Origin of the sequence: Streptomyces sp. PKU-EA00015, assembly GCF_013387495.1 — a bacterium.
GTDB lineage: Bacteria > Actinomycetota > Actinomycetes > Streptomycetales > Streptomycetaceae > Streptomyces.
This window is the reverse complement of record NZ_JABZEE010000073.1, coordinates 20,936-42,319: the sequence shown is the minus strand read 5'-3', so window position 1 is coordinate 42,319 and position 21,384 is coordinate 20,936. Positions and strand designations below refer to the sequence as shown.

The following is a 21,384-nucleotide window of genomic DNA, read 5'->3' as shown; positions in this document are numbered from 1 at the left end:
TTCTCCGGCGGCACAGTCAACTTCGGCGGGGCGAGCGGGGCCGCCCCGCCGGACCTGGTTTCGGCAACCAGGTCTCCCCTGCCTAATGGGCTCATCCTGGCGGCAGCGTGGCAACCGACAAGTCCCTAGCTGCGCTCAGCGCGGGTTTGCAAGGCGTCTTCCAGCCGCCTGCCCGCGCTGATGCTCAGTCGGGTCCCTGCCGCGTGCAACGGCCATCACTGGTGGCGGAGCAGTCAGGGGCGGTCGCCATAAGGACTGGGCCACGGAGAATTACGGACCCACCGCGCACGCCACAGTGATCAGGGTTCGGCGCGCTGCCGCTGGTCGTACTCGGCGAACGCCCGGTACAGGGTCGACCGCCCGACTCCGATGTGTCGGGCAATGCTGGTGACGGACTCCTTGGGGTTCTGCCGGCGGGCCAGAGCGACGGCGAACCTGTCGGCGTCGATGGCGGCCGGACGGCCGCCGTAGCGGCCGTTCGCCGCAGCGGTGGCGAGCCCTTCTAGGCTCCGGTCGCGGATGAATTCCCTCTCGACCTCGGCGATTACGGCGAACATCGTGAAGACGATCTTTCCGGCTCCGCGCGGGTCGTAGATGCCGGCCAAGGGGCCTTGCAGAATCTCCAGCCGGTTGCCCCGGTGCTCGATGTCCTGGGCGCTGGTGATCAGCTCAACGGTGTTCCGGCCGAGCCGGTCGAGCATGGTCACGGTGAGGATGTCCCGCGGCCGCAGCGCCGCCAGGGCTGCGGCGAACTGCGGGCGCTCCCGCTGCCTTGTGCTGATCGTCTCGACGTACAGCGGCTCAAGGCACCCGGCGCTCTTCAACAGCCGTTCTTGGGTGGCGAGATCCTGCCCGCTGGACGAGACCCTGCCGTACCCGATCCGGTCGCCGGTCCGCTCGACGGCCGCCGCTGTGGTCTCGACGGCCGGACCTGGCCGCCACGCCTGGCCCGGCCCCCGGTCGGCGGGCACTTTGACCGGCGGGCCGGACCTGAGCGCCGGGACGCTGTCGTATCGCACGGTGTGGTATCGGGTAGCGACCGTTCCCGTCCTCGTCCGGCACGCCGAGCCGGCCGGCGCCGCGCATCGCGAACAGTCCTGACGCTCGATCAATTCGGCGCGAGTCTGCTCGTCCATCTCAACCATGGCCCCATTGTCCCGGAACGCTGTCCCGAAACCCTGCCCGGGCCCTACGGTTTTGGGACGCCTTTCGGGACTTCCGGCCTCGGCGCGTCGGGTCGCGCGGCCGCCGTCCCGAAACCGACCGTTTCCGGGACACCGCTACGAACGCCACTCCCGGAACTACCTGGCATTTCTCGGATTCGCCGCCGCCCTCTGCTGCTACAAGCGACTCATCCGCCTCACCACATAGACCACGGCCTAAGTCGTCTTGCTTCGCAAATACTTAAGTTTCCTTTGGGCTGTCTCATTCCCCGGCTCCCGACTCACTACGTACTCGCAATCTCTGACAGCTTTTCCGTACTCTCTCATCTGAGTGTAAGCCGTGGCGCGATTTATACGCGTAGAAAATTCGTCGGGTGCGGCCTTAACTGCTTTGCTGAAATAAGAGATGGACGACTTATAGTCTCTCATTTCGAAGTAGCAGTGACCCATCGTCGCCCAAAGCATGTGCTTTCCCTGATCGCTCAGGCGATGCGCAACCACCTTATGGGAATCCTCAAGTGCCGCCGACCAGTTGCCGAGCATCTCATACGTTTCAGCCCTAAGCAAGAGACCTTCAGAGGCGTCGAATCCGGTTCGGTTTCGGGATAGGGCTTCCTGGCAGTCCTTCAGCGCCTCTTTTGGCTTCCCGGACATACGTAGAGAGTCCGCCCTCATGAAATATGCGCGTCGGCAATTTGGGTCCAATGCGAGCGCCGCCGTAAGATTTTCCACGGCTTCCGAATGGCGGCCAGCTCCGCGGAGGGCCGAGGCTTCCCTTAGGAGATCTTCAGTGGAACGTCCGCCCGTCGACGCAGGTGAGGACTGGGGGTCGTAGGGCCGCTGGTAACGGTAGCTGTACCAGTAGGTTCCCCGAGGAATAGGCTCGAAGCCGTGCGCGACGGCATTGTCATGGATCCAGTTCAACTTTTCTTGAGCATCTTCTCTTTCTCGGGAGGATAGCTGTTCGATGGGCCCTGAGTTAAGCTTTATGAAGTCAGCCGTCATGGCTTCATAGCCGCCTTCTGGTGTTTGCACCCTGGCGACAAATCGGCATCTCCAAACCCCGCCTGGAGCAGCGCCGATCAGGCTGGAAACGATGCTTGCGCCATGCTGCATTCCGGCTACGTAGGCTTCAACTTCCATGTACTCCATGGGTTGCGGTACTGATGAGAAGCTGTCGGCTACTCTATTCCCGCACGAATGACAGAATGACGCGTCAGGTGCGAGCTGCGTTCCGCAGTAAGGGCAATACATGACTTATCCGGTGGGTTTGGGTTTCTGCGTTCCATGGCGGCGAGCATCCGGAAACTTTATTAACTCCAGTCGAACTCCACCGGCGAAGGGCCGCAACTGGGCGAGCGGAGAGAGCTCCGCTCAGAGATCGGATGCCAGCACCCAGGACATAGCTAGCAAGGCGGGCTGGCGCTCAGACCCCAGCCGGACTTCTGTATTTCTCCTGGTCACGGCCGGGCGTGGCCGCCGCCCTCTGCTGCTACAAACGCCTCGTCCGCCCACACGGCGCGGAACCGGGTGAGCCGCCGGACCATGCCGCCCCACATAGACTCGAACACATGAGCGAAGCAGTAGTGGCCGAGCCCGTGGAGGCGAGCCCGTGGCGGCCGGAAGACGGACCGGTGCCCCGGGTGTGGACTTGGCCGCGGACCGATCCGCCGGCACTGCTGGTCTGGTCCCAGGGCCGATGGCGCTGGGCCACGGTCATAGCTCGGCAGGAGTGGGCGGACGGGCGGACCGTCTATCAGGTCGCTGTCGACCTGAACGGGTCCACCTCGGTAACGACCCGGCTGTATGCCTGGCCTCAGCCGGGCCTACGGGTCGGGCGACGCAGTGACTCGCCGCCTGCGGACGGCCCGCCTGCGACCGTCCGGCCGGGTGCTGGCGCATCCCTCGACTCGGCCGACCGCTGATCAGGGCCCGGACAGGATAAAGATCACCTCGACGCGTCCGGGCTCATCCTGCTCGGGCGGGTGGACGCGGTAGAGAAGGGTGATTCGGTCGCCGGTGTCCGGTGTCGGCCGGGTTGTGATGCGGCGCAGTTCTGCCCCGGCGATCGGCTCAGTGGAGCTTGCGGGGTCCCGTGGGTCCTCGGCGAGACCTTCGAGAGTGTCATGGACTACGCGGCGGCCGGCGGCACTGAGATGGGCGAATTCTTCGTACAGCCGGGGCGGTACGACCACGGTCCAGTTGGTCACGCGGCGGAGCCCTTGCCCTCCAGGAAGGCGTACAGATCGCTGACCGGCGCCGTCTGGGTCTCACCGGCGAGTGAGGCGGCGATGGCGGCTTGGACCTCGGTCCTGGTCCGCAGGGCGACCAAGTGACGCGCCTCGGTAATCACGGCGGCCTGGGCCGCGCCGAACCGGGCCGCGTCGAGCTTGGCATTGAAGGCGACCAACTCGGCAGGCGAGATGAGGGCGAGGGCGGCCCGGAGCTCGGCGAGCGTCTGGGGCCCTTCGTCGGTCTCCAGACGGTGCGGATTGGCATACGCCCGGGCGGGCGTCTCGTGCGGGAGCGCGCTCATGGTTGACCTCCGTCTGTCCTGCCTGTCCAACGGTACGCGGTCCGTGGTGTGGTCGGGCAGGGGTCCGGCGATCCTCGTGGAAGTGCGACAGCGCCCCGGCTGGGGGGAGCCGGGGCGCTGTCCTTCCGCAGGTCCGCGACGGGGGACACGGCCTGCGGGGCTCGGCGTCGGCCTGAGCGGCCAGGTTCGACGCCGAGGGGAGATGGTCAAGGGTGGTCGGCCGTCCGGCCGGGTGCCGGCTGCCCTGCCTCGGCGACGAGATCGCTCAGCTGTACGGGCGTCACATCGTGTAGGACGTTGACGTGGCGTGCCGCGAGCGTCCAGCGGATAGCGGGGTCGTCGTAAGCGATCTCCGCGGTGGGGCGGTTAGCAGGCGGGCTGACGGGTCGGAGCGTCGTGGGGTCGTAGACGACTCCTGCGACACCCCACACCTGTGGTCTGCCGACCCATGCAGCCACGTGGCCGGTGCGAAGGTGCGGGCAGTCCCGAACGGAAACCAGGGCGCAAGGCAGGCACAGCGGCGGGGCCGTCGTCGTCTCGCCTTCTGTGACTGGCTGGCCCGTGTCTTTCAGTACGAAAAGCTGCCGTTCGGGGGACTGCGCCAGGATGTCGGTTCCGCAGACCTGGCACAGCAGACGGATCATGGCTTGCCGCTGGCGGAGCGCGTGCACCGCCGCGAAGTTCGCCCGCCCCTTTCCCCGGCCGATGGCCTGCCTGATCCACAGCGCGCCCCACATGTCGCGGTCGTACGGAGATTCGTCGCGGTAGGCAAGGCACGGGCCGCCCTTGGCCTCCCTGCGCTCGACCAGCGGGCTAACCGTCTTCTCACTGCTCCACGCTGCGATGTACGGGACGGTGAGACCGTTCTGTGTGAACTGCCGGGTCATGACACCACCTCCCGCGCGGTCCCGGAGACCGGGTCAGGCGGAGCCCACGGCGGTACGTAGAACTGCCGGGGCAGCGCGGTGAACGTGTAGTGCGCCGTGTCGTCGTGGGCAGAGAGACTGACCGCCTGGCCGGTGGCCAACAGGTGCATGAACTCCTCGTGCGCGGCCAGATCGTCTCTCCAGCGCCGCATGTGCGCAGGGGCGTCGGGTACCGCCTCGTGGACCGGCCACAGCGCGCCGGCGGGCACCCATGCGGCTTGCGGGTCGGGGTCGAGCCGGTCGGCGAGCCTTCCCGCCTGCCACCGCAGCCACCGCAGGGCCATGCGCGGGCCGTCCGCCTCGTAGGCGTACAGCGGCCAGTGGGCCGCCAGGTCGAGCCGGTGCGCTGTGACCTCGCATCGGATCATCGCAGCTCACCCCGGCTGGCCAATGCAAGCGCGGCCGTCGCCGAGGGCAACGGCGCTGCGGCCACGGCCTCAATGAACCAGCGTGCTGCGGGAGTCGGGGTCATGCGCCGGCCCCCGCCCGCTCGCAGCCCTCGCAGACCTTCACCGGCCATCCCAGACGGCCATGGACCTCTGACGTGGTGTAGGCGTAACCGGCTGGCCGTAACCCCTGCTTCGCTCCGCATCGGGCGCACTGGTGCCCGCGTAACCGGGCCTTCTGCTCGGGTGTGGTGCACAGAGGGTCAAGAACGCTACTTCGTACATCCGCCCTGGTTGGCGGGGTGCCCGTGCCTGCTGGCATCGACTATTCCCTGTGGTCCGCGCTGGCTGATGGAGGGGAGACACAGGCGAGCCGGTGATCACTTTGGGCGCTCTAACCGGGACGCTCCGTGTTCATTGAACACACTGCCATTGAATTTCAATGAGCGGTACCCGTACGGCTGAACTGCGCCCGGCTGAGTGAGGTGTAGGGAGGGATTCGCGCGTGGCGACTCCCGCGTACGCTTCGGGTTGATTGCCTCGCCGCCTGCGATGACGGCGGAAGATACCGAGGGGACGACGTGACCGTTAGAGGGACAGCCGGCCCGGCGGGTCGTATGCAGATCGCCCGCGGCCTGCAAGCCCTCCGCTCACGCGCTGGGCGTACTCAGACAGAGGTCGCAAAGTTGGCCGGCGTGAGCGTTGGCACGGTCAACCGGTACGAAAGCTGGCAGGACCGGGCCAAACTGCGGGTCCCGACTGTCCGGGCCATCGCCGATGCATGCGACGCAACAGCGAGCGAGCGGGACGCCTTGGTGCAGCTCGTCACCAGTCAGGAAAGTGGCTGGTGGATGGATCACCCGGCCGTCCCGGAGATCCTTAACCCGCTCATGTCCTTTGAGGCGTACGCCGCGTATGAGCATGTGTGGGCCAATTCCCTGGTCCCTGGCCTGCTGCAAACCCCCCGCTACGCACTGGCGCTCCATCAGGCAGCGGAGATGCGGGCCGACCCGGACACGATCACGAACACGGTGGATGCCCGCATACAGCGTCAGAGCATCCTCGCCCGCTCCCCGGCACTTCACCTGTGGGTTGTGCTTGATCAGGCCGTCTTGCGACGAGAGGTTGGCGACGCGTCCGTGATGGTCGAGCAGATCGACCATCTCTCGGCCATGGCTGACCGACCGAACATCGACTTGCAAGTACTGCCGGCTTCTCGGGGTGCTCATGCGGCTGGTAGCGGCGGGCACTTCGTTTTGCTCGGTCGGGATGATGAGCGCGATCCCATGGCGTCTATGGCGGTCGTGTACCTGGAACTACACCGCCGGGGGCTGTACCTCGACGCACCGGACGATGTACGTGATTACAAGATCATGTTTGATTACCTGCGATCTCACGCGGCCGACTCCGCGACCAGCCGAACCCTGCTGGCCGAAGCACGACAGGAGCACCAATGACCACCACCCCGCCCACCCGCGCTGATCTCGCCGCTGCCCGCTGGAAGACCAGCACGTACAGCGCCGCCAACAACGAATGCGTTGAGGTAGCGGCCGTGGGTGCCTGGGTTGGCGTCCGCGACTCCAAGCGTGACCACGGGCCGGCATTGATTGTGCCGGCCGTCGCCTTCGCCGCGGTGGTCGACGCGCTGCGGACAGGAAAGCTCTAACGCTGACATGCCGAAGGGCCGCCCCAAGATGGTGCGGCCCTTCGGCATGTGCAGCGGTGTGCGAGGTGCGCGCCTAGACCAACACGGGTGCTTCGTCGGCCGTGCGATCGTGTGCACCCTGCTGTGAAGGCAGTGCAGCGGTCGTCAGCTTGGCGAGCTCGGCTCGGAACTCGGGAAGCCACTTTCGGGCGGTGCTCGGGTCTCGGTCCTCGCCTGCCAACTCGGCGTCGGTGGGCTCGATCCCCTCTGTGCGCACCTTGTGCATGTACAGCTCCCATCCGCGCACCTTGGCGGGGCTGGTCCATCGCGGCGGCTCGTAAGCGTCCGGACTCGTGAGAGCGTCGAGCAATTCTGTGCGAGCGTGGCGCAGGGCAACGCTCGCCGCGCGGCGGGCCCCCTCCTCGGCCTCCGCCGCCTTGCGGGCTTTCTCGGCCGCCTCGTGAGCGCGGCGGGCGTCCTCCTCGGCCTCGGCCCGCTCGGCGGCCAGGCGGTCAATCGTCGTCGCGAGTTCGGCCCGCTGCTGGGCGTACTGCTCGGCTCGCTCCTGGAGATGGCGCACCTGCTCCTGCAACTTCTCGACGGCCTCTTGTGCCGCCTCAACCTCGCGCGCTGCTGCGTGGCGAGTGTCGATGGCCCGCTGAGCCTCGCCGCGGGCTGCCTCAGCCTCCTTACGGCGCTGGCTGACGAGATCTGTGGCCTCCTGCACCTGGTCCCGCAGCTCGGCGAGCCGAGCGGCGAGCTTCTGACGCTCGCCGTCGCTAGCAGTGGTGGACGTGCGCAGCGTTTGCGCCCTCGTGCTCAGCTCCTCCACATCTGTCGCAATCTTGCTCCGCTCCTCCTCGGCGGCGGCGCGAGCTGCCTCGGCCTGCGTGGCCCGTGCGCTGGCTGCCTCGGCCTTGCGCAACGCCTCGGCTGCGGCCTCCTCGGCCTCTGCGCGGGCCTTCTTTGCAGCCTTGAGCACACCGGCAGCTTCCTCTCGTACCTTTGCCGCCTCCGCCTCGGCAGCCTTCTGCGCAGCTCGCGCCTCGTCGCGGGCTGCCTCTGCCTCTTGGCGCTGCTTCTCCGCCTGGGCCGCCCTGGCGCCGGCCTTGATGGCCTCGGCGCTCGGGACGATGGCAAGTTCTTCCAGGGTGGTGACGATGCCCATGGGATCGCGAACATCCATGCGGGCCAGATCGACCACTCGCCCGCGAGTGACTAGGTTCCGGGCGAGCGTGAGTTGGCCCGCGGTGTCACCGGCAATCCCGGCCACGTCGATGGCGAGCTCCGCCTTTGCCTGCTTCTCCTCAACGCTCTTACGGGCCCGGTTCAAGCGTCGTCCAGTAGCCGTGTCGCGCTCATCGAGCGCCCGCCGCAGCTCGTGAATCTGCCGGGCCGCGCGACGAATGCGAGCGTCCTGGTGAATCAACCCGTCCTTACTGGCCCCATCGAACCCGAGCCGAGCAAAGATGTTCGCCCACGCGTGGATGTAGGCGAGCTGCACCAGCCGAACAAGGCCCGGGCCTCCGCCGTCCGACTCCTGGTCAGAGTTGGCGGCCATCTGCTTGTCCAACTCGAACTCAATAAGCTTCGCGCTGATCGCCGGGACTGCGGCAAACACGAGTGTGGCCATCCAGTTGCCGGGCGCATGTGCGGCGTTCATCGCGGCCGACGCGGCAACCAGCGCCCATGCCATCCGTCGCGTGCGCCTCATAGGCCGTGTCCATGCCGCCTCGACCGTCGCCGAGCGGTAGAGAGAGACGAAACACGTGACCTCAGCCATGTCAAAGATCGCCATGACCGGGATGGCCCAGAACCAAGCAAGCTGCATGTTTTGGGTGGCGAACCCGTACAGCCCGTACAGGCTGAGGACCATGCCGCACGCGCCGAGCACGGCGAGCGGGCCAGCGGCAGCGACGGTCTGCCTGACTTCTTTTGCGCGCCCGGTGGGCTGAGCCATAGTCAGGGCACGCGTGCGCCGCGTACGGCTATACATCATGACAAGCGCAAGGACTGTGCTGACCGCTGCGGCGGTCAAGAGCGCCCACTGAGGGGCCTCGGTCACTTGGTCGGGCAGTTTCAGCTCAGGAAGCGTCATCGCACGTCACCGCCGGGGGCGGCAATGCATCGCCGCGTGCTACGGCCCGTACCCTGGTGCTGCATCGGGGGGTCCTTTCCCTCGATCACGGCTCCGGGGCCTCGCTGGCCGGCTGACCCCCGGGGCCTTTTGCATTTATGCGCTCATAAGTTCCTGATGTTGCACAGCTAGCCATGCATGCACTTTCACATGCCGAACTAACCGCACAGCGGGCGTCATGCTAGCCGCACAAGCTTGCACCGCGAGGTGCACACACTGACTTAAACGCCTGCACAGTTTTGCACTTATGCACGCACAAGTGCAACAGGAAGGGCGCGCACAAGGTTGTGCGCGCCCGCCTCTCTGCACGCAGTCGCACGGCGACTGCACATGTTGCCGATGCTCTTAACGCCGTGGGCGCCCCATCCTGCCCTCTGTCTGCACAGGACCGCTCAGCGCCCGCACAATCTCGCTCGGGGTCATCTGGTCGGACAGTCGGCGCAGAGCAAAACGGAGTACCGCAGTGGCAGGGATCTTCTCCCGACGCGCCGTCGCGGCCTCCGCCACAGCCCACAGCAACTCCTCGTCCTCCGGGTTCGGGTAGAACGGAAAGGACTTCGGCCGGCTTCGCTTCGGGGCCGGCTCCTCTGTGCCGGATGCCATGGTCGCCACCGGTTCGACGGTGCTCGGCTGCGAACGCTCGGACGCCTGGGCCTCCTGCTCACGGTCCCGCTCGCGACGTAGGCGCTCCTCTTCACGGGCCTTCAGCTCGGCCTCCGTGTCCTTCCGCGGCTGCCTGGGGTTCCTGGACCCGCCAGGGCTCCGGCCCTTCCCTCGTCTGCTGCGCTCCTGCGCCTGCTGTTCGAGCTCTTCCAGCGGATCAGGCATAGTTGATAACCGCCTTTACCAGTCCGTCCATCGAGTCCACGAACCTGCGGGCGCGCTTCGCGACCGGCTCGGACGAGATAGCGATGTTGATGGTCCGCTTCCTGATCCATGGCTCGTCGTAGACCAGGGGGCCCATGGGGATGTCGTGCCGCTTCACGATCTCGGCGAGCCGCCGGCGCGCCCACTGGGGCGGTGAATCCACCTTGTTCGGCGTGATCAGTAGGGGATAGTCCGTGAGCTCGTCGACCATGCCCTCAAGCGCGTTCAGAGATTCCTTCACCATCACGGCTGGCACCACCACCGTGTCGGCCGCATTCACTGCCCCGTACGTGGCTTCGCACCCACCAGGGTGTGTGTCGACCACTACCGGACGGTTCCAGTCGCGGGCCCACCGCTCCAGGGCATCCGTCACCTCGTCCCGATGCGGCTGCTCTTCCACCAAGTCGGGGTAGGAAGGGACTAGATCGGCCTTCCGCCGTCCGGAGATCGGCGTCGGGGTGCGGCCCTTCGTGAAGCCGTCCCGTAGCGGAGACCTGACGTAGTTCTCATGTCGGTAGCCCATCGATCGCGAGCTACAGCCGGCGTCCCAATCAAGGTCGACCAGCACAGCGTCGAGCAGATAGGCGAGCTCGCGCGCCGTGGTGCTCTTACCGTCACCGCCCTTCCAAGCGGCGCAGGTGACGATGGGTGGCCGGGTGCCGTTCCCCTTCGCCCATTCCACAAGGCTTTTAGACATGCACGACATTATGACGGCATAAGTTGAAGACCATGCGTGCCATGCGGCACGGACTGCGCTACCGTGGCACTTGTGCACGCATAAGTGCACAAGTGCAGGGCGTTTGCGCTGCATGACGCAAGAGGGGCCGGGCTGGCACCCGACCCCTCACCATGCGGCTCCTGGGCAACTTCTGCGTCTCGTCGCCCTGGGCCTCGATCCTGGTTGGAGGATCTTTCATGACTGTAGTCCGTGACTCCCACGGTGTTACTCGCGCGGCCGGTGCTGTCGGTTGGCCCCTTCTGCCCTCTCAGCCTCAGGGCGGCTGGCCGTTGCTGCCGCCTCGGGAGTCGGCCGAGCCGGCCTCCAAGCCGGTGCCGCTGGTGCAGGCCGGCCCGGTGCCGTTCGGCCCGGTGGATGACCTGGTGGCGGTAGCCGCCGCGCTGAACGGCCCGGATGACGTGGTGTACATCGACCGCCGGGCCTGCCTCGCGTAATCCGCCCGACCAGTAGGGCCCGCCGACAGGTCGTCGGCGGGCCCTACTGCGTTGCTCGCGGTTCGCGTGCACAAGCTAAGTCATGCGCCGGGGCGGGTCGCTCCGACGTAGTCGCGCGCGGGCATGGCCTCGGCAAGGGGGACGACAGAGACAGTCCGGCCGGTGCGGGGAGCGTGCAGGACCTTGGAGTCTCCAGCGTAGATTGCAACGTGATAGATGGCGCTGGTGCTGCCCTTGCTCCAGAACATGAGGTCGCCGGGCTGCAAGTCGGATTTAGCGACGGGTCGGCTGGCAGTTGCGGCGTACTGGTCGGCGGCGGTCCGGGGCAACTTGGTCGACGGCCACCATGCGTACTGCGTGAGGCTCGAACAGTCGAATCCCTCGGTTGTGGCGGCCACGCACTTGCCCCGGAGGTAGCCGCCTCCGCCGCAGAACCCCAGGCTCGGTCCGGACGGTGTTCCTCCGCCCCATGAGTAGGGGACTCCGATCTGTGTCGCTCCGCGGCGTACGGCGTCGGGGCCGCTGCCGGTGCCGAGTCCGCTGATGCCTCCTCCGCCGATGGCCTTGGACCACTTCTCGGCAGTGGCCGTGATGATACGGACATAGTGATACGTCTGGCCTTGGGCAAAGCTCTCGGGCGGGACACCGCCGTACTGCTCAACACGGCCCCATCCGGCGTTGTATCCGGCGAGTGCGAGCCTTACGGGGTTGTCGTCGTGCCCGGACCGCTGGGCCTTCTTGACCATGCTGCACATGTACCGGGCCTGAGCCATGATCGCGTCCTCGGGGTCTTTGGCTCCGAGCTCGGTCCCGTCTCCATCCTCGTCCTTGCCCCACGTCGCCCATGTCGAGTCGATGAACTGGGCGATGCCCTTCGCCTTGCCGTAATTGGTGGGCGGGCCCTCGATGTTCGGGTTGAAGCCCGATTCCTGGTATCCCTGGGCCGCCAACAGTGCGGGGGAGAGTTGCGGGCACTCGCTGGCGACACTCTCGGCGGCCTTCACGTACCAAGACGCGTAATGGCGGCCGGCCGCCGGCATCTGGGCCAGGTTCAGGCCCGAGAGCACCTGACCTTGCGCGGTGGCGTCAGCCCCAGCCATGCCAAGAACCAAGCCGATGATTCCCACCGGAAAGCCCACAGCTACGGCCGCGATGCCGCCTACGGCTTTCTTCATTCTGTCCCCCCGTCACTCCTGGTTCGTGACCTGATCCGTTGGCGTCGGCCCTCTCTTCCCTCAGACCAGGCCGTCATCCATTCCGGTTCGCTGGTGCCATAGGCCGTGGCCCACTTCCGCGGCTCCTTGACCCCATAGATTCCAGCCTCCACACGACTCACCATCTGACTTGTCACCCCCACGTGCGCCGCCACCTCACGTTGCGTGAGACCCAAGCGTTGCCGCAGTTCCTTCAGCGTCAACCGGCCCGCTGGCGGGGCCAGTTCATCCACTGAGCTGCCAAGGGCCCGGGCGAGAGCAACGACGACCCGCGCGCCAGGTTGACGCGTTCCGGCCTCTGCTCGACGCACGGTCTCGGGACTAATTCCAGCCAATACGGCCAGTTCCTCGGCACTCAGCCCCCGGGCTTGACGTTGCTGACGCAAACTATCAGGGCGGAAGGTCGGCACACCGCTCGTTGGACTCATGGACCCCAGCTTATATAAGTACCCAATGACAGTCCGTCATGGTAGCGTGACGCTTGAGTGAGATACAGTATCGGGGGTGAAGTCATGCTTAAGAGCACGAGAGTTCACGATCTGACCGCCCCGGCGAGGTTCTTCGGGGTGCTGGGCGCCCACGGGGGTGCCGGGACCACAACCGTCACACGATGGCTCGACCCGGACGGTAGCGGCGGAACCATGGAACTCCATAGAGGTTCGCACCTGCCACCACATTTCATCCCGCTCGTGGTGGCCAGGTCCACTGCGTACGGGATGCAGGAAGCGGTCCGCCTCATCGGCGGGTGGCACTCAGGGGTGCCCCGGCCGCACCTCGTCATCGTCCGAGACGCCCCGCTGCCCCTCCCGCGAGCAGCGGTGTACCGCATGCGGGCCATCCGGCCCCGCGTCCTCGGCATCGCCCAAGTGCCCTACCTGGTGGGACTGAGAGAGGTCGACAGCCCCACCGAAGCCCTCGACCACCGAGCAGTACGGAAAGCCGCCCGCAAACTGCGGCGGCAACTCGGGCTCCCTGAATAGGAGAAACACACATGAATCTGTTGAGCACGCTCACCGACGTGGTGGCACTGGCCCCCATGGAGCCGACGCCCAAGCCGCCGGCCTGGGATGCGCCCCCGGTGTCCCCGCCCGGCATGGAATCCGTGATGCCGGAATGGGTCGGCTGGGCAAAGTACTTCGCCATCGGCGCCGGAATCCTCGGCCTCATCTCCTGCGGAATCATGATGATGGTCGGCCGTAGAAACCGCTCTCACCTTTCGGCCGAAGGCGCCAACGGCCTGCTCTGGGTACTCGGCGGCCTGTCCGTCGTCACCCTCGCCGCCGGCGTCGTCCCCGGAATCGTGACCTGAGGAGGCTGGCATGACACTCGATATCCAACAGCAGGCTGCGCGCCGCATGCGGCGTGCGGTCTTCGCCCTTGGCGGCATCATCGTGGTGCTCGTCGTCGTCATCGTGGTCATTGCCGTGACCGGCGGCCGGTCGACCAACAACGACAGCAGCAACAGCCCGGCACCGGGGACCTCTGCGACCGGCGAACCCGAGCCTGTCGAGACTCTGCCCGATGACGGCGGCTACGTGGCGCCTGAGGAGTACGTCAAGCTGCCTGACGGCACGAGCAAGGCAGGAAACCTGCCGATCAAGTTCGCCCGCACACCCGAGGGTGCCGCCGCGGCGGGCGTGGCCGCGACACGCAACGCCTACTCGTGGAACGCAGCACAGGTGCGGGCGGGCATCAACACCTACTCGGCCGCTGCATACCGCGACGAGATGGCCGCACAGGTCGAGGAATCGGTTAAGGCGAACCGCGAGTATGCGGGTATCCCCGCGACTGGCCCGGTGCCTGAGGGCGCGACGCTCAGCGCCTGGCCGATCGGTGTCCAGTGGCAGCGCGAGACGTCAAACAGCGTGGACCTTCTGATTCTCCTTCGCGTCACCTACTCGGCCGGCACCGGTGAGAAGTCGACGACGAACCTCGTCGTCACACCGACGCGCGCCGTGTGGGAGTCGGGGGACTGGAAGGTCGAGCCGACCCCTCCGAGCGAGAACCTGCCGGACCCGGTGGACATCGGAACCGCACGGTTCAACCTGGACGGTTGGAAGGCGATTCAGGAGGGGGAGCGTCTGTGACTCACCGGCTGTCACGCCTGGCGATCCTGTTCGGCACGCTGCTGCTGCTCGTCGGCCTGGGCGCCCCTGCGGCCGTGGCGACGCCGGCCGCAACGGCTGTCCCTGCCTCTGTCCCCGCATTCGACTGGTGGGGAACGACCAAGCAGTGCAGTAAAGCACTGCTGCCCACCCTGGACCTGTCGGACAACCTGAAGGGAAAGGCAAAGTGCGCTAAGAAGGTCATAGGTCTCCACAAGGACGCTGCTAGTGCACCGGCTAAGGCATTGGCAAACAGCGTGATCGGCGATGCCGCCAAGTCCATGGCCGAATTTACCGGCGAGTTCATGCGTATCAGCTTCGGCTGGTGGCTGATGACCGACTCGGTACAGGTCAAGGACTCCGGCGTTCTGGGTGATCCGAAAGATCCAACCAAATCATTGAGCCTGCACGCTTTGATGGTTGGTATAGGCGCGGGAATCGCCACCATCCTGGTCATGTTCCAGGGCATCAAGATGATCATTCAGCGCAAGGGGGCACCGCTGGCGCAGATCATTCAGGGGCTAATGATTAACGTGCTGGTCAGTGCTGCCGGAGTGGGCATCATCGACGCACTGCTGATCGCGTCCGACCAACTCACCAAGAGCATCTTGTACGTGGGGTTCGGCGGGGATGACGTGCCCGACCGCATGGCGGTCATGCTGCTGCCGGCCATCGGGAATCCGATGGGGCTTCTGGCAGTCGCGTTCGTCTCCCTGATTGTCGGCGGTATTCAGGTCGTGATGCTGTTCCTCCGTCAGGCGGCTATCCCCATTCAGGCGTTGCTCCTGCCGATTGCCGGTGCCGGGCAGGTAGGCGGAGACAGTTCACGGCAGTGGCTCCCGCGCCTCTTCACCGCAATCATGGTGATCATCACGTACAAGCCTATGGCGGCTCTCATTATCTCCGTGGGATTCACCGAGATGGCCAACGGGAACGGAATCATCGATTTCGTTCGCGGTGTGGTGACACTCGCTCTTTCAATCATCGCCCTCAAGAGCCTTCTTGCCCTCTTCTCGCCGCTCGGCATGTCGATGGGCAACGCCGTGGCGGCCGGTGGCGGCCTGGGCGGTGCGCTGAGCATGGTCGGCGGTGCGATGGCCGCGCAGATGGGCGGTGCCGGCGGCGACGGCGGCAGTGGCGGCAGTGGCGGCGGCGGCTCGACGTCGGCGGCTCAGCACGCTGCCGACATGGACCGCTCGGGCCCGGCGGCCGGCGGCGACTCCGAAGGGTCCAGCGCAATTCAGCACGCATCCGGCAGCGTCCCTCAACAGGGCGGCAGCGCGGCGGCGGCTGGCGGCAAGAGCGCCGCAGCGGCCGAGGGAGCCACGGCTGCGGCCGGTGCGGGCCAGGCAGCTGCGGCGGGCGGCTCAACGGCGGCGGCCTCGACCGCAACGGCGGCCGCGGGCGGACCGGTGACCGTCGCCCTGGTCGCGGCGGAAGCCGGCAAACAGGCCGTCCAAAAGGCCGGCGGCACAGTCGGCGGAACGGAGTAGACCATGACCACCACCGAGTCACAGCCCTTGTACGGCGGCTGGCGCCGCAGCAAGTCCATGGGCATCGCATCCCTGAACACCCCTCAGACCGTGATCGTGGTCGGGGCCCTGCTGGCGCCGATCCTCCTCATCGTCATGGGCGGCTCGATCGCCACTCTGCCGGTAACCATCCCCATCGCTCTGACGGTCATCGCGCTGACGGTGTGGCAGCGGCACGGCATGCCGCTGATGTCGTACGTGATCGGCCGGGCCCGCTGGTCCTGGGCCCACATGCGCGGCGAGACCTCCTACCGGTCGGTGTTCCTGCCGTCTCCGGAAGCGCTCGACCTGCCGGGCATGGCGGCCCCGACCAAGCTCGTCCGCGCCGAGTCGCCGGACGGGCGGGGCCCGGTCGGCCTGGTGTGGAACCAAAGGACCGGCACCATGGCGGCCGCGCTGCTGCTGAACCCGGCCGGCTCGCTCCTCGCGTCCGGTGCCACCGTCCGGTCACAGGTCAGCGCCTGGGGCGATGCGCTCGCCCGGCTCGCTGATGAGGACGGCGTGAAGGTCGGCGCGGTGACCCTCCAGATCACGCCCTCGTCGGGTGCTGCACTGTCCGATCACGTCCGTGGCCGTCTCGACCCGAACGCACCGAGCCTCGCGCGCCAGGCGATCGGCGAGCTCGTCGACCGCGCTCCCCGGGCAAGCGCTCAACTCGCTGCCTGGATGTCGCTCGTCATCGACCCGTCCCAGTCCCCGGAAAGGCCCAAGGGGCCGGCGGAAGCCGCGGCGGTCGCCCTCGGCGCTCTGGACGCGGTGGACCTGTCCGGGGCCGGTGTCGACGTGCTGCGGCGGGCGACGGACGTGGACATCAAGCGTCTGGTTCGCGGGGCATTCGTCCCCGCCGACATGGACGCCCCGGCCGATGAGATCCAAGAACTCGTCTGGCATGAGGTCGGCCCGGTCGCCTCTGAGGACGACTGGCAGACCTACCGGCACGACGGATACCACTCGGTCTCGTACGTGCTGCGGGAAGCGCCGCGCAAGCTCGTCACATACGACGTGCTCTTGAAGCTGCTCGCCCCGGGTGCATTCACCCGGCGCGTCACTCTCGCGTACCGCGTGCTGCCCACGGATGAGGCACAGGCCGTGGTGGAACGGGAGGTCAACGCCAATGAGGCGCGGGCGGAGTACCGGCAGCGGACCAAGCGCACGTCGACACGGCGCGAGCGGGTCGACGCCGAGCACGCCGAGCGCACGGCGGCCGAAGAAGCGACCGGCGCCGGGATGGTCCAGTGGTCCATCTACGTCACCACCACGGTGAGCGATGCGGCAGATCTGCCCGCCGCTCGCCGCGAGATCGACAAGGCGGCCCGCGCATCCGGCGGCCTGCGGTTCCGCCCGGCATTCGGCGGCCAGTCCGCCGCGATGGTCGTCGGCCTCCCGGTCGGCATCAATCCTCTGCTGTAGGAAGGCACGACGTGAAGCGCAACAAGACTGCGGGCCGCGCGGCCGAGTCGTCCCGGCGGGGCGTAACCGCCGGGACGACCGCGCCCGAGCCTACCTGGCGGCTCAACCCCTCCGTGATCGCCTCCCGCTGGGGCTGGAAGGGGGCCGGCCGTGGCCGTGCGGCCGTCCTCGACCCCGGTTCGGTCTACCTCAGTTCAACGGTGCAGACCGCCGGCCTGTACCCGTTCGTCCTCGGCGGCGGCCTGCCGCCCGAGGGCGTCCCCATCGGATACGACCAACTCACACACGAACTCGTCTGCTTCGACCCGTCCGGGTGGATCGGCTCCCTGGTCACCAACCCGGGCGTGTGGATCATGGCTCAGCCGGGCGTCGGCAAGTCCGCCATCGCCAAGCGCATCTGCCTCGTCTACAACGCCTACGGCTACAAGCTGGTCGTACCGGGCGACGTGAAAGGCGAGTACGCCGAACTCGTCGGCGAGCTCGGCGGCCAGGTCGTCCGCATCGGGCGCGGCCTCGACCGCATCAACCCACTCGACTCCGGCCCCCTGCGCAAGATCCTGCCGACCCTCGAACCGGGGAAGCGGGCCGCGCTGCTGTCCGAAATCAACGGTCGCCGTAGCGAGCTGCTGCACGCACTGCTGACCACGGAAATGGACCGGCGACCCGACCCCACCGAGCGGAACGTCATCGAGCACGCCATTCGACTGGTGACGGCCGCGCACGTGGGGGAAGGTGACCCGATCATCCCCGACGTGGTCAAGGTGCTGCGGGACGGGCCGGCAGAGCTGCGGGCACAGCTCATGGTGGACACGGAGGACGACTACAAGGCACTGGTCCGCGGGGTCACGCACGCGCTGGAGAACCTGTGCGTCGGGCCGCTGTCCGGCCTGTTCGACGGCCCGACCACCACCCCGCTCGATCTGGCGGCCCCGGCCTTGTCCGTGGACCTGTCCAGCCTCCTGACGGCCGGTGATCACGTGGTCAGTGCGGGTCTGCTGGCCACTTGGGCCTTCGCCTACAGCTCGATCGACTCGGCCCGCGCGGTCGGACTGATGAACTCGCCCCTCGTCCTGCCGCTGGATGAGATGTGGCGGGCCCTGCGAGCCGGCCCCGGCATCGTGGACGCCTTCGACTCCATGACCCGCCTGAACCGGGCGCGTAATGAGGTGACGCTGTTCATCACGCACTCGCTGCGTGACCCGGAGTCGTTGCCGACGCCGCAGGACCGCGCAAAGGCACTGGGCATGATCGACCGGTGCGACTCGATGATCCTCGGCGCGCTGAGCGTCGGCGAGCTGGAACGGGTCTCGGCGCAACGGCCGCTCACAGACGCGGAGATCGCCCTTATCGCATCGTGGTCGTCCTCGTCCGGAACTGGCCTCGACGGCACCCGACAGGTTCACCCCGGACGGGGCAAGTACATGCTCCGTCTCGGCACCCGCCCGGGCACCCCGGTCCGGCTCCAGCTCACTGACGCAGAGCGGCGGCTGTACGAAACCGACCCGTCCAAGAAGATCCAAAAGGGGGATGCGGCATGACCGACTCCAGCAACACCGCCGGGGCGGGGGCGGGGGCACCGCTCGCGGTCCTCGGCGTCGTCGTCGGCGGCGCCGTGCTGTACACCGGGGCCTACGTCGGCGGAACGCTCGGCGTCGCCCTCGCCGGCGGCGGCTGGGCCCCGCCCGCGTACTCGATCAAGTCGGCGTTCGCCCTCCTCTCGGGCGGCCCCGGCCGACTGTGGCCCGGGCACGCGACGGCGGCCGGGGTCGGCATGGCCGTGCTCCTGGTCCTCGTCGCCGCCGGTTTCGCCGTGGCCGGCTTCCTCATCTGGCGGCGGTTCTTCTCGCACCGCGCGGGTCTGGCAGGCATGCGAGACCTCGCCCCGCTCGCGCCCAAGGCTATGACCGCCCGAGCCCGGGCGCTGCGTCCCTCGCTCAAGGGTCAGGAGAACATCAAGCCGGACGACACTGGGGTGTTGCTCGGCAACCTCGACGCGTCGCGCGGCCCTGAGCTGCGGGCGAGCTGGGAAGACGTGCTGTTGGCCATCATGGCTCCGCGCTCTGGCAAGTCCACCTCGATCGCCGTTCCGGCGCTGCTGCGGGCACCGGGCGCGGTGATGCTTACCAGCAACAAACCGGACGTGTTCGCGGTCACCCGTACCCGGCGCCTGGACGTGGGCGCGGTGTGGCTGCTCGACCCCCAGTCCATCACCCATTCTGAGCGGGCGATGTGGTGGAACATGCTCGACTCAGCCCGCACCATCGAGGGGTCCGGGCGGCTCGCCAGTCACTTCATCGCGGCCACCACCGATGAGAAGTCACGCGGTGACTTCTGGATGGGCGCGGCCAAGAACCTGCTGACCGCGTTGTTCCACGCGGCGGCCGTCTCCGGCGGCTCAGTGGCGGACGTGCTGGCCTGGCTGTCCACGCCGAGCGACCGTGGCCCGGTGAGCGCGCTCAAGGCGGCGGGGAAAGAGGCGTTGGCGCAACAGCTCGCCTCCACCGTGGCGGGCGCGGCCGACACCCGCGACGGCATCTACGAGACGGCCCGGCAGTGCGTTGCCTGCCTCCTCGACCCCGAGACCCTCGCGTGGGTCACCCCCGACCCTCGGGCAAAGGAATTCCGCCCGGCCGACTTCGTACGCTCGCGCGACACCCTGTATCTGCTCTCCAAGGACGGCGGCGGCTCCGCAGCCGGCGTCATCGCGGCGACGGCAGACGCAGTGCTGCGGGCGGCCATGGTCGCGGCCGAGCGGGCTGGTGGCCGGCTAGATGCCCCGCTGGTCGCGGTGCTCGATGAGGCAGCAAACGTGTGCCGCATCGAGGATCTGCCGGACCTGTACTCACATCTCGGCTCACGCGGTGTCATCCCCGTGACCATCCTGCAGAGCTACCGCCAGGGCGTCCGCGTCTGGGGTGAGGCGGGCATGGATGCCCTGTGGTCGGCGGCCACCATCAAGGCCCTGGGCTCGGGTCTGGACGATGCCGAATTCGCGGAGAAGGTCAGTCGCCTGGTCGGTGAGCACAAGGTCAGTGAAACCTCTGTCTCGCACGGCTCGACCGGTCGCAGCGTCTCAACCTCACGACGGCGCGAGCGGGTCATGGAAGCCGCAGAGATCCGCGCGCTGCCCAAGGGGCGGGCGCTGCTACTGGCGACGGGCGTGCGGGTCGGCATGATCCGCCTGCGGCCCTGGTACCTCGAACCGAATGCGGCCGACCTGGCCGCCGATTCACAGGTAGAGATTGCGGAGATCGCCGCCCGGGCGTCGCGGAAGGTGATCTCCGCGTGAGCGACGAAACCGCCCCCAGCGTTGAGGTCCTGGCGGAGGACTTCGAGGACCTGAAAGCAACTGTCCACGGGTTCGCCTCTCAGCTGGAGGACAACACCAAGAGGGTGAACCAGCTCGCTTCCGCTGTCGCCTCCGGCGGCGGCCAGGGCGACAACGGCGAGAGCGGGAAAGACAAGGAGAGGCCCAAGACTCCGCCGTTCATTCTGTGGCTGCCCGGCGACAAGTACGGCGCTGAACTCTCCGCGCTGGCCGCGTGGGTGCGGGACCTGCTGGTACCCACCTACTTCGGTGAGGTTTCCTCCTCGGCCACCTGGTGCGCGCAGTGGTGGGAGCACCCTGCGGCCGTCGCCCGGCTCCATGCCACGTGGCTGGCCTGGCAGGAACTCACCAACCCGGAGACCTGCGGGCTCACCGGCCCGTCCGTGTGGCACCGGGACCACCTGGACCCGATGCTTGCTCAGCTCCGCGCCGCCGATGGCCCGTTCGCCGGCTGCATGACCAACCCTGACCGCCCGCAGCACACCGTGCTGCCGGTGCCTCCGGTGGACCAGATACCTCGCGGCAGCAATCACTGACATCGGGTTGGCGTGCACACGCTAAAGAGCCGGAAGGGAAACCGCCCTCTTCCGGCTCTTTCTCGCTTCAGACCCTGGGTCGTATCTCTTGATCGGTGAGGTCACCGGCTGCGGCCCTGACTCGTTCCTGGCGGCTCTTTCCGATGCGCTGGAGCGGCTGAGGGCTGCTGCGGCGCTGTGGTCTGTGCGTCCTGCGTCGCCGTGGTACTCCGGGCTGCCGCGGCGGCTGCCCGCCGGTCCTGCGCGGACTGGGCGGCCCCGGCCCTGCTGTAGACCTCTCCACCACTGCGGCGGTTGGTGATCCGAAGGGCGCCGTCCGGTGAGGCGTAGATCATGTTGCCTTTGGTGGTCGCGACTATCCCGCCGTCCGGTTTGCGTTCGATGAAGTCGGATCGCGGAGGGTACATCCGCCCATCGAACTTCAGG

The 21,384-nt window shown here is 67.4% G+C and carries 21 protein-coding genes and 2 pseudogenes; 12 read left to right on the top strand and 11 right to left on the bottom strand.

From position 1 onward, the window contains the following. Nucleotides 1–299: 299 nt before the first annotated feature. A complete protein-coding gene (locus HW130_RS32380) occupies nucleotides 300–1,019 on the bottom strand; it encodes a recombinase family protein (protein ID WP_177153342.1) in 720 nt (239 codons plus the stop codon). Between the two features lie 259 nt (nucleotides 1,020–1,278). Between HW130_RS32380 and HW130_RS32375 the strand changes: the two are divergent. Then, nucleotides 1,279–1,371 (top strand): annotated as a pseudogene (locus HW130_RS32375) (IS5/IS1182 family transposase); the annotation flags it as partial. Nucleotides 1,372–1,379: 8 nt separating this feature from the next. Here HW130_RS32375 and HW130_RS32370 read toward each other — a convergent pair. The 6 genes and pseudogenes from HW130_RS32370 to HW130_RS32350 all read right to left on the bottom strand — a co-directional run bounded on the left by HW130_RS32370 (nucleotide 1,380) and on the right by HW130_RS32350 (nucleotide 4,993). Further along, on the bottom strand, nucleotides 1,380–2,306 hold the full coding sequence (locus tag HW130_RS32370) for a tetratricopeptide repeat protein (protein WP_256356478.1): 927 nt from the start codon (nucleotides 2,304–2,306) through the stop codon (nucleotides 1,380–1,382). 48 nt (nucleotides 2,307–2,354) lie between these two features. Continuing rightward, a pseudogene (locus HW130_RS37140) lies at nucleotides 2,355–2,417 on the bottom strand (zinc-ribbon domain-containing protein); the annotation flags it as partial. A 671-nt stretch (nucleotides 2,418–3,088) separates the two neighbouring features. Then, the gene (locus HW130_RS32365; protein WP_177153340.1) at nucleotides 3,089–3,373 is read right to left on the bottom strand and encodes a hypothetical protein; all 285 of its coding nucleotides are present in this window, start codon (nucleotides 3,371–3,373) and stop codon (nucleotides 3,089–3,091) included. Continuing rightward, on the bottom strand, nucleotides 3,370–3,699 hold the full coding sequence (locus tag HW130_RS32360; protein ID WP_177153339.1) for a hypothetical protein: 330 nt from the start codon (nucleotides 3,697–3,699) through the stop codon (nucleotides 3,370–3,372). Before HW130_RS32360 ends, HW130_RS32365 begins: the two co-directional genes overlap by 4 nt. A 206-nt stretch (nucleotides 3,700–3,905) precedes the next feature. Beyond that, complete coding sequence (locus HW130_RS32355) at nucleotides 3,906–4,586, bottom strand: hypothetical protein (RefSeq protein WP_177153338.1); 681 nt, start codon at nucleotides 4,584–4,586, stop codon at nucleotides 3,906–3,908. Further along, entirely contained in the window at nucleotides 4,583–4,993 is a 411-nt protein-coding gene (locus HW130_RS32350) for a hypothetical protein (RefSeq protein ID WP_177153337.1), read from the bottom strand. The genes HW130_RS32355 and HW130_RS32350 overlap by 4 nt, the downstream gene beginning before the upstream one ends. Before the next feature lie 635 nt (nucleotides 4,994–5,628). Between HW130_RS32350 and HW130_RS32345 the strand changes: the two genes are divergently transcribed. Next, nucleotides 5,629–6,468, top strand: a complete 840-nt coding sequence (locus HW130_RS32345; protein ID WP_177153336.1) for a helix-turn-helix transcriptional regulator — start codon at nucleotides 5,629–5,631, stop codon at nucleotides 6,466–6,468. Beyond that, nucleotides 6,465–6,677 (top strand): DUF397 domain-containing protein, encoded by a 213-nt coding sequence (locus HW130_RS32340; protein WP_177153335.1) that lies wholly within the window; start codon nucleotides 6,465–6,467, stop codon nucleotides 6,675–6,677. Before HW130_RS32345 ends, HW130_RS32340 begins: the two co-directional genes overlap by 4 nt. Nucleotides 6,678–6,750: 73 nt before the next feature. Here HW130_RS32340 and HW130_RS32335 read toward each other — a convergent pair whose 3' ends face one another. Further along, nucleotides 6,751–8,754: a hypothetical protein gene (locus HW130_RS32335; RefSeq protein ID WP_177153334.1), complete on the bottom strand. Its 2,004-nt coding sequence runs from the start codon at nucleotides 8,752–8,754 to the stop codon at nucleotides 6,751–6,753. Nucleotides 8,755–9,613: 859 nt separating this feature from the next. After that, entirely contained in the window at nucleotides 9,614–10,357 is a 744-nt protein-coding gene (locus HW130_RS32330; RefSeq protein WP_177153333.1) for a ParA family protein, read from the bottom strand. 311 nt (nucleotides 10,358–10,668) lie between these two features. Here HW130_RS32330 and HW130_RS32325 point away from each other — a divergent pair, with 311 nt between their 5' ends. After that, nucleotides 10,669–10,833, top strand: coding sequence for a hypothetical protein (locus HW130_RS32325; RefSeq protein WP_177153332.1), 165 nt, complete (start codon nucleotides 10,669–10,671; stop codon nucleotides 10,831–10,833). Nucleotides 10,834–10,913: 80 nt separating this feature from the next. Here the strand turns inward: HW130_RS32325 and HW130_RS32320 are convergent, their stop codons facing one another. Continuing rightward, nucleotides 10,914–12,008: a bifunctional lytic transglycosylase/C40 family peptidase gene (locus tag HW130_RS32320; protein WP_177153331.1), complete on the bottom strand. Its 1,095-nt coding sequence runs from the start codon at nucleotides 12,006–12,008 to the stop codon at nucleotides 10,914–10,916. Then, on the bottom strand, nucleotides 12,005–12,475 hold the full coding sequence (locus tag HW130_RS37135; RefSeq protein WP_177153330.1) for a helix-turn-helix transcriptional regulator: 471 nt from the start codon (nucleotides 12,473–12,475) through the stop codon (nucleotides 12,005–12,007). The genes HW130_RS32320 and HW130_RS37135 overlap by 4 nt, the downstream gene beginning before the upstream one ends. 264 nt (nucleotides 12,476–12,739) lie before the next feature. Here HW130_RS37135 and HW130_RS32310 point away from each other — a divergent pair, with 264 nt between their 5' ends. From HW130_RS32310 to HW130_RS32275, 8 genes are read left to right on the top strand one after another with little or no spacing between them, the layout of a single operon-like run. Further along, nucleotides 12,740–13,027 (top strand): hypothetical protein, encoded by a 288-nt coding sequence (locus HW130_RS32310; protein WP_177153329.1) that lies wholly within the window; start codon nucleotides 12,740–12,742, stop codon nucleotides 13,025–13,027. A gap of 11 nt (nucleotides 13,028–13,038) precedes the next feature. After that, nucleotides 13,039–13,356: a hypothetical protein gene (locus tag HW130_RS32305; protein ID WP_256356477.1), complete on the top strand. Its 318-nt coding sequence runs from the start codon at nucleotides 13,039–13,041 to the stop codon at nucleotides 13,354–13,356. Between the two features lie 10 nt (nucleotides 13,357–13,366). Then, nucleotides 13,367–14,134, top strand: coding sequence for a hypothetical protein (locus HW130_RS32300; protein ID WP_177153328.1), 768 nt, complete (start codon nucleotides 13,367–13,369; stop codon nucleotides 14,132–14,134). Further along, complete coding sequence (locus HW130_RS36435; protein ID WP_256356476.1) at nucleotides 14,131–15,645, top strand: hypothetical protein; 1,515 nt, start codon at nucleotides 14,131–14,133, stop codon at nucleotides 15,643–15,645. Before HW130_RS32300 ends, HW130_RS36435 begins: the two co-directional genes overlap by 4 nt. A 3-nt stretch (nucleotides 15,646–15,648) precedes the next feature. Beyond that, nucleotides 15,649–17,094: a PrgI family protein gene (locus tag HW130_RS32290; RefSeq protein ID WP_177153327.1), complete on the top strand. Its 1,446-nt coding sequence runs from the start codon at nucleotides 15,649–15,651 to the stop codon at nucleotides 17,092–17,094. A gap of 11 nt (nucleotides 17,095–17,105) precedes the next feature. After that, nucleotides 17,106–18,632, top strand: coding sequence for an ATP-binding protein (locus HW130_RS32285; RefSeq protein WP_177153326.1), 1,527 nt, complete (start codon nucleotides 17,106–17,108; stop codon nucleotides 18,630–18,632). Continuing rightward, a complete protein-coding gene (locus HW130_RS32280; protein ID WP_177153325.1) occupies nucleotides 18,629–20,383 on the top strand; it encodes a TraM recognition domain-containing protein in 1,755 nt (584 codons plus the stop codon). Before HW130_RS32285 ends, HW130_RS32280 begins: the two co-directional genes overlap by 4 nt. Next, a complete protein-coding gene (locus tag HW130_RS32275; RefSeq protein WP_309140645.1) occupies nucleotides 20,380–20,958 on the top strand; it encodes a DUF4913 domain-containing protein in 579 nt (192 codons plus the stop codon). Before HW130_RS32280 ends, HW130_RS32275 begins: the two co-directional genes overlap by 4 nt. Nucleotides 20,959–21,384: the final 426 nt, after the last annotated feature.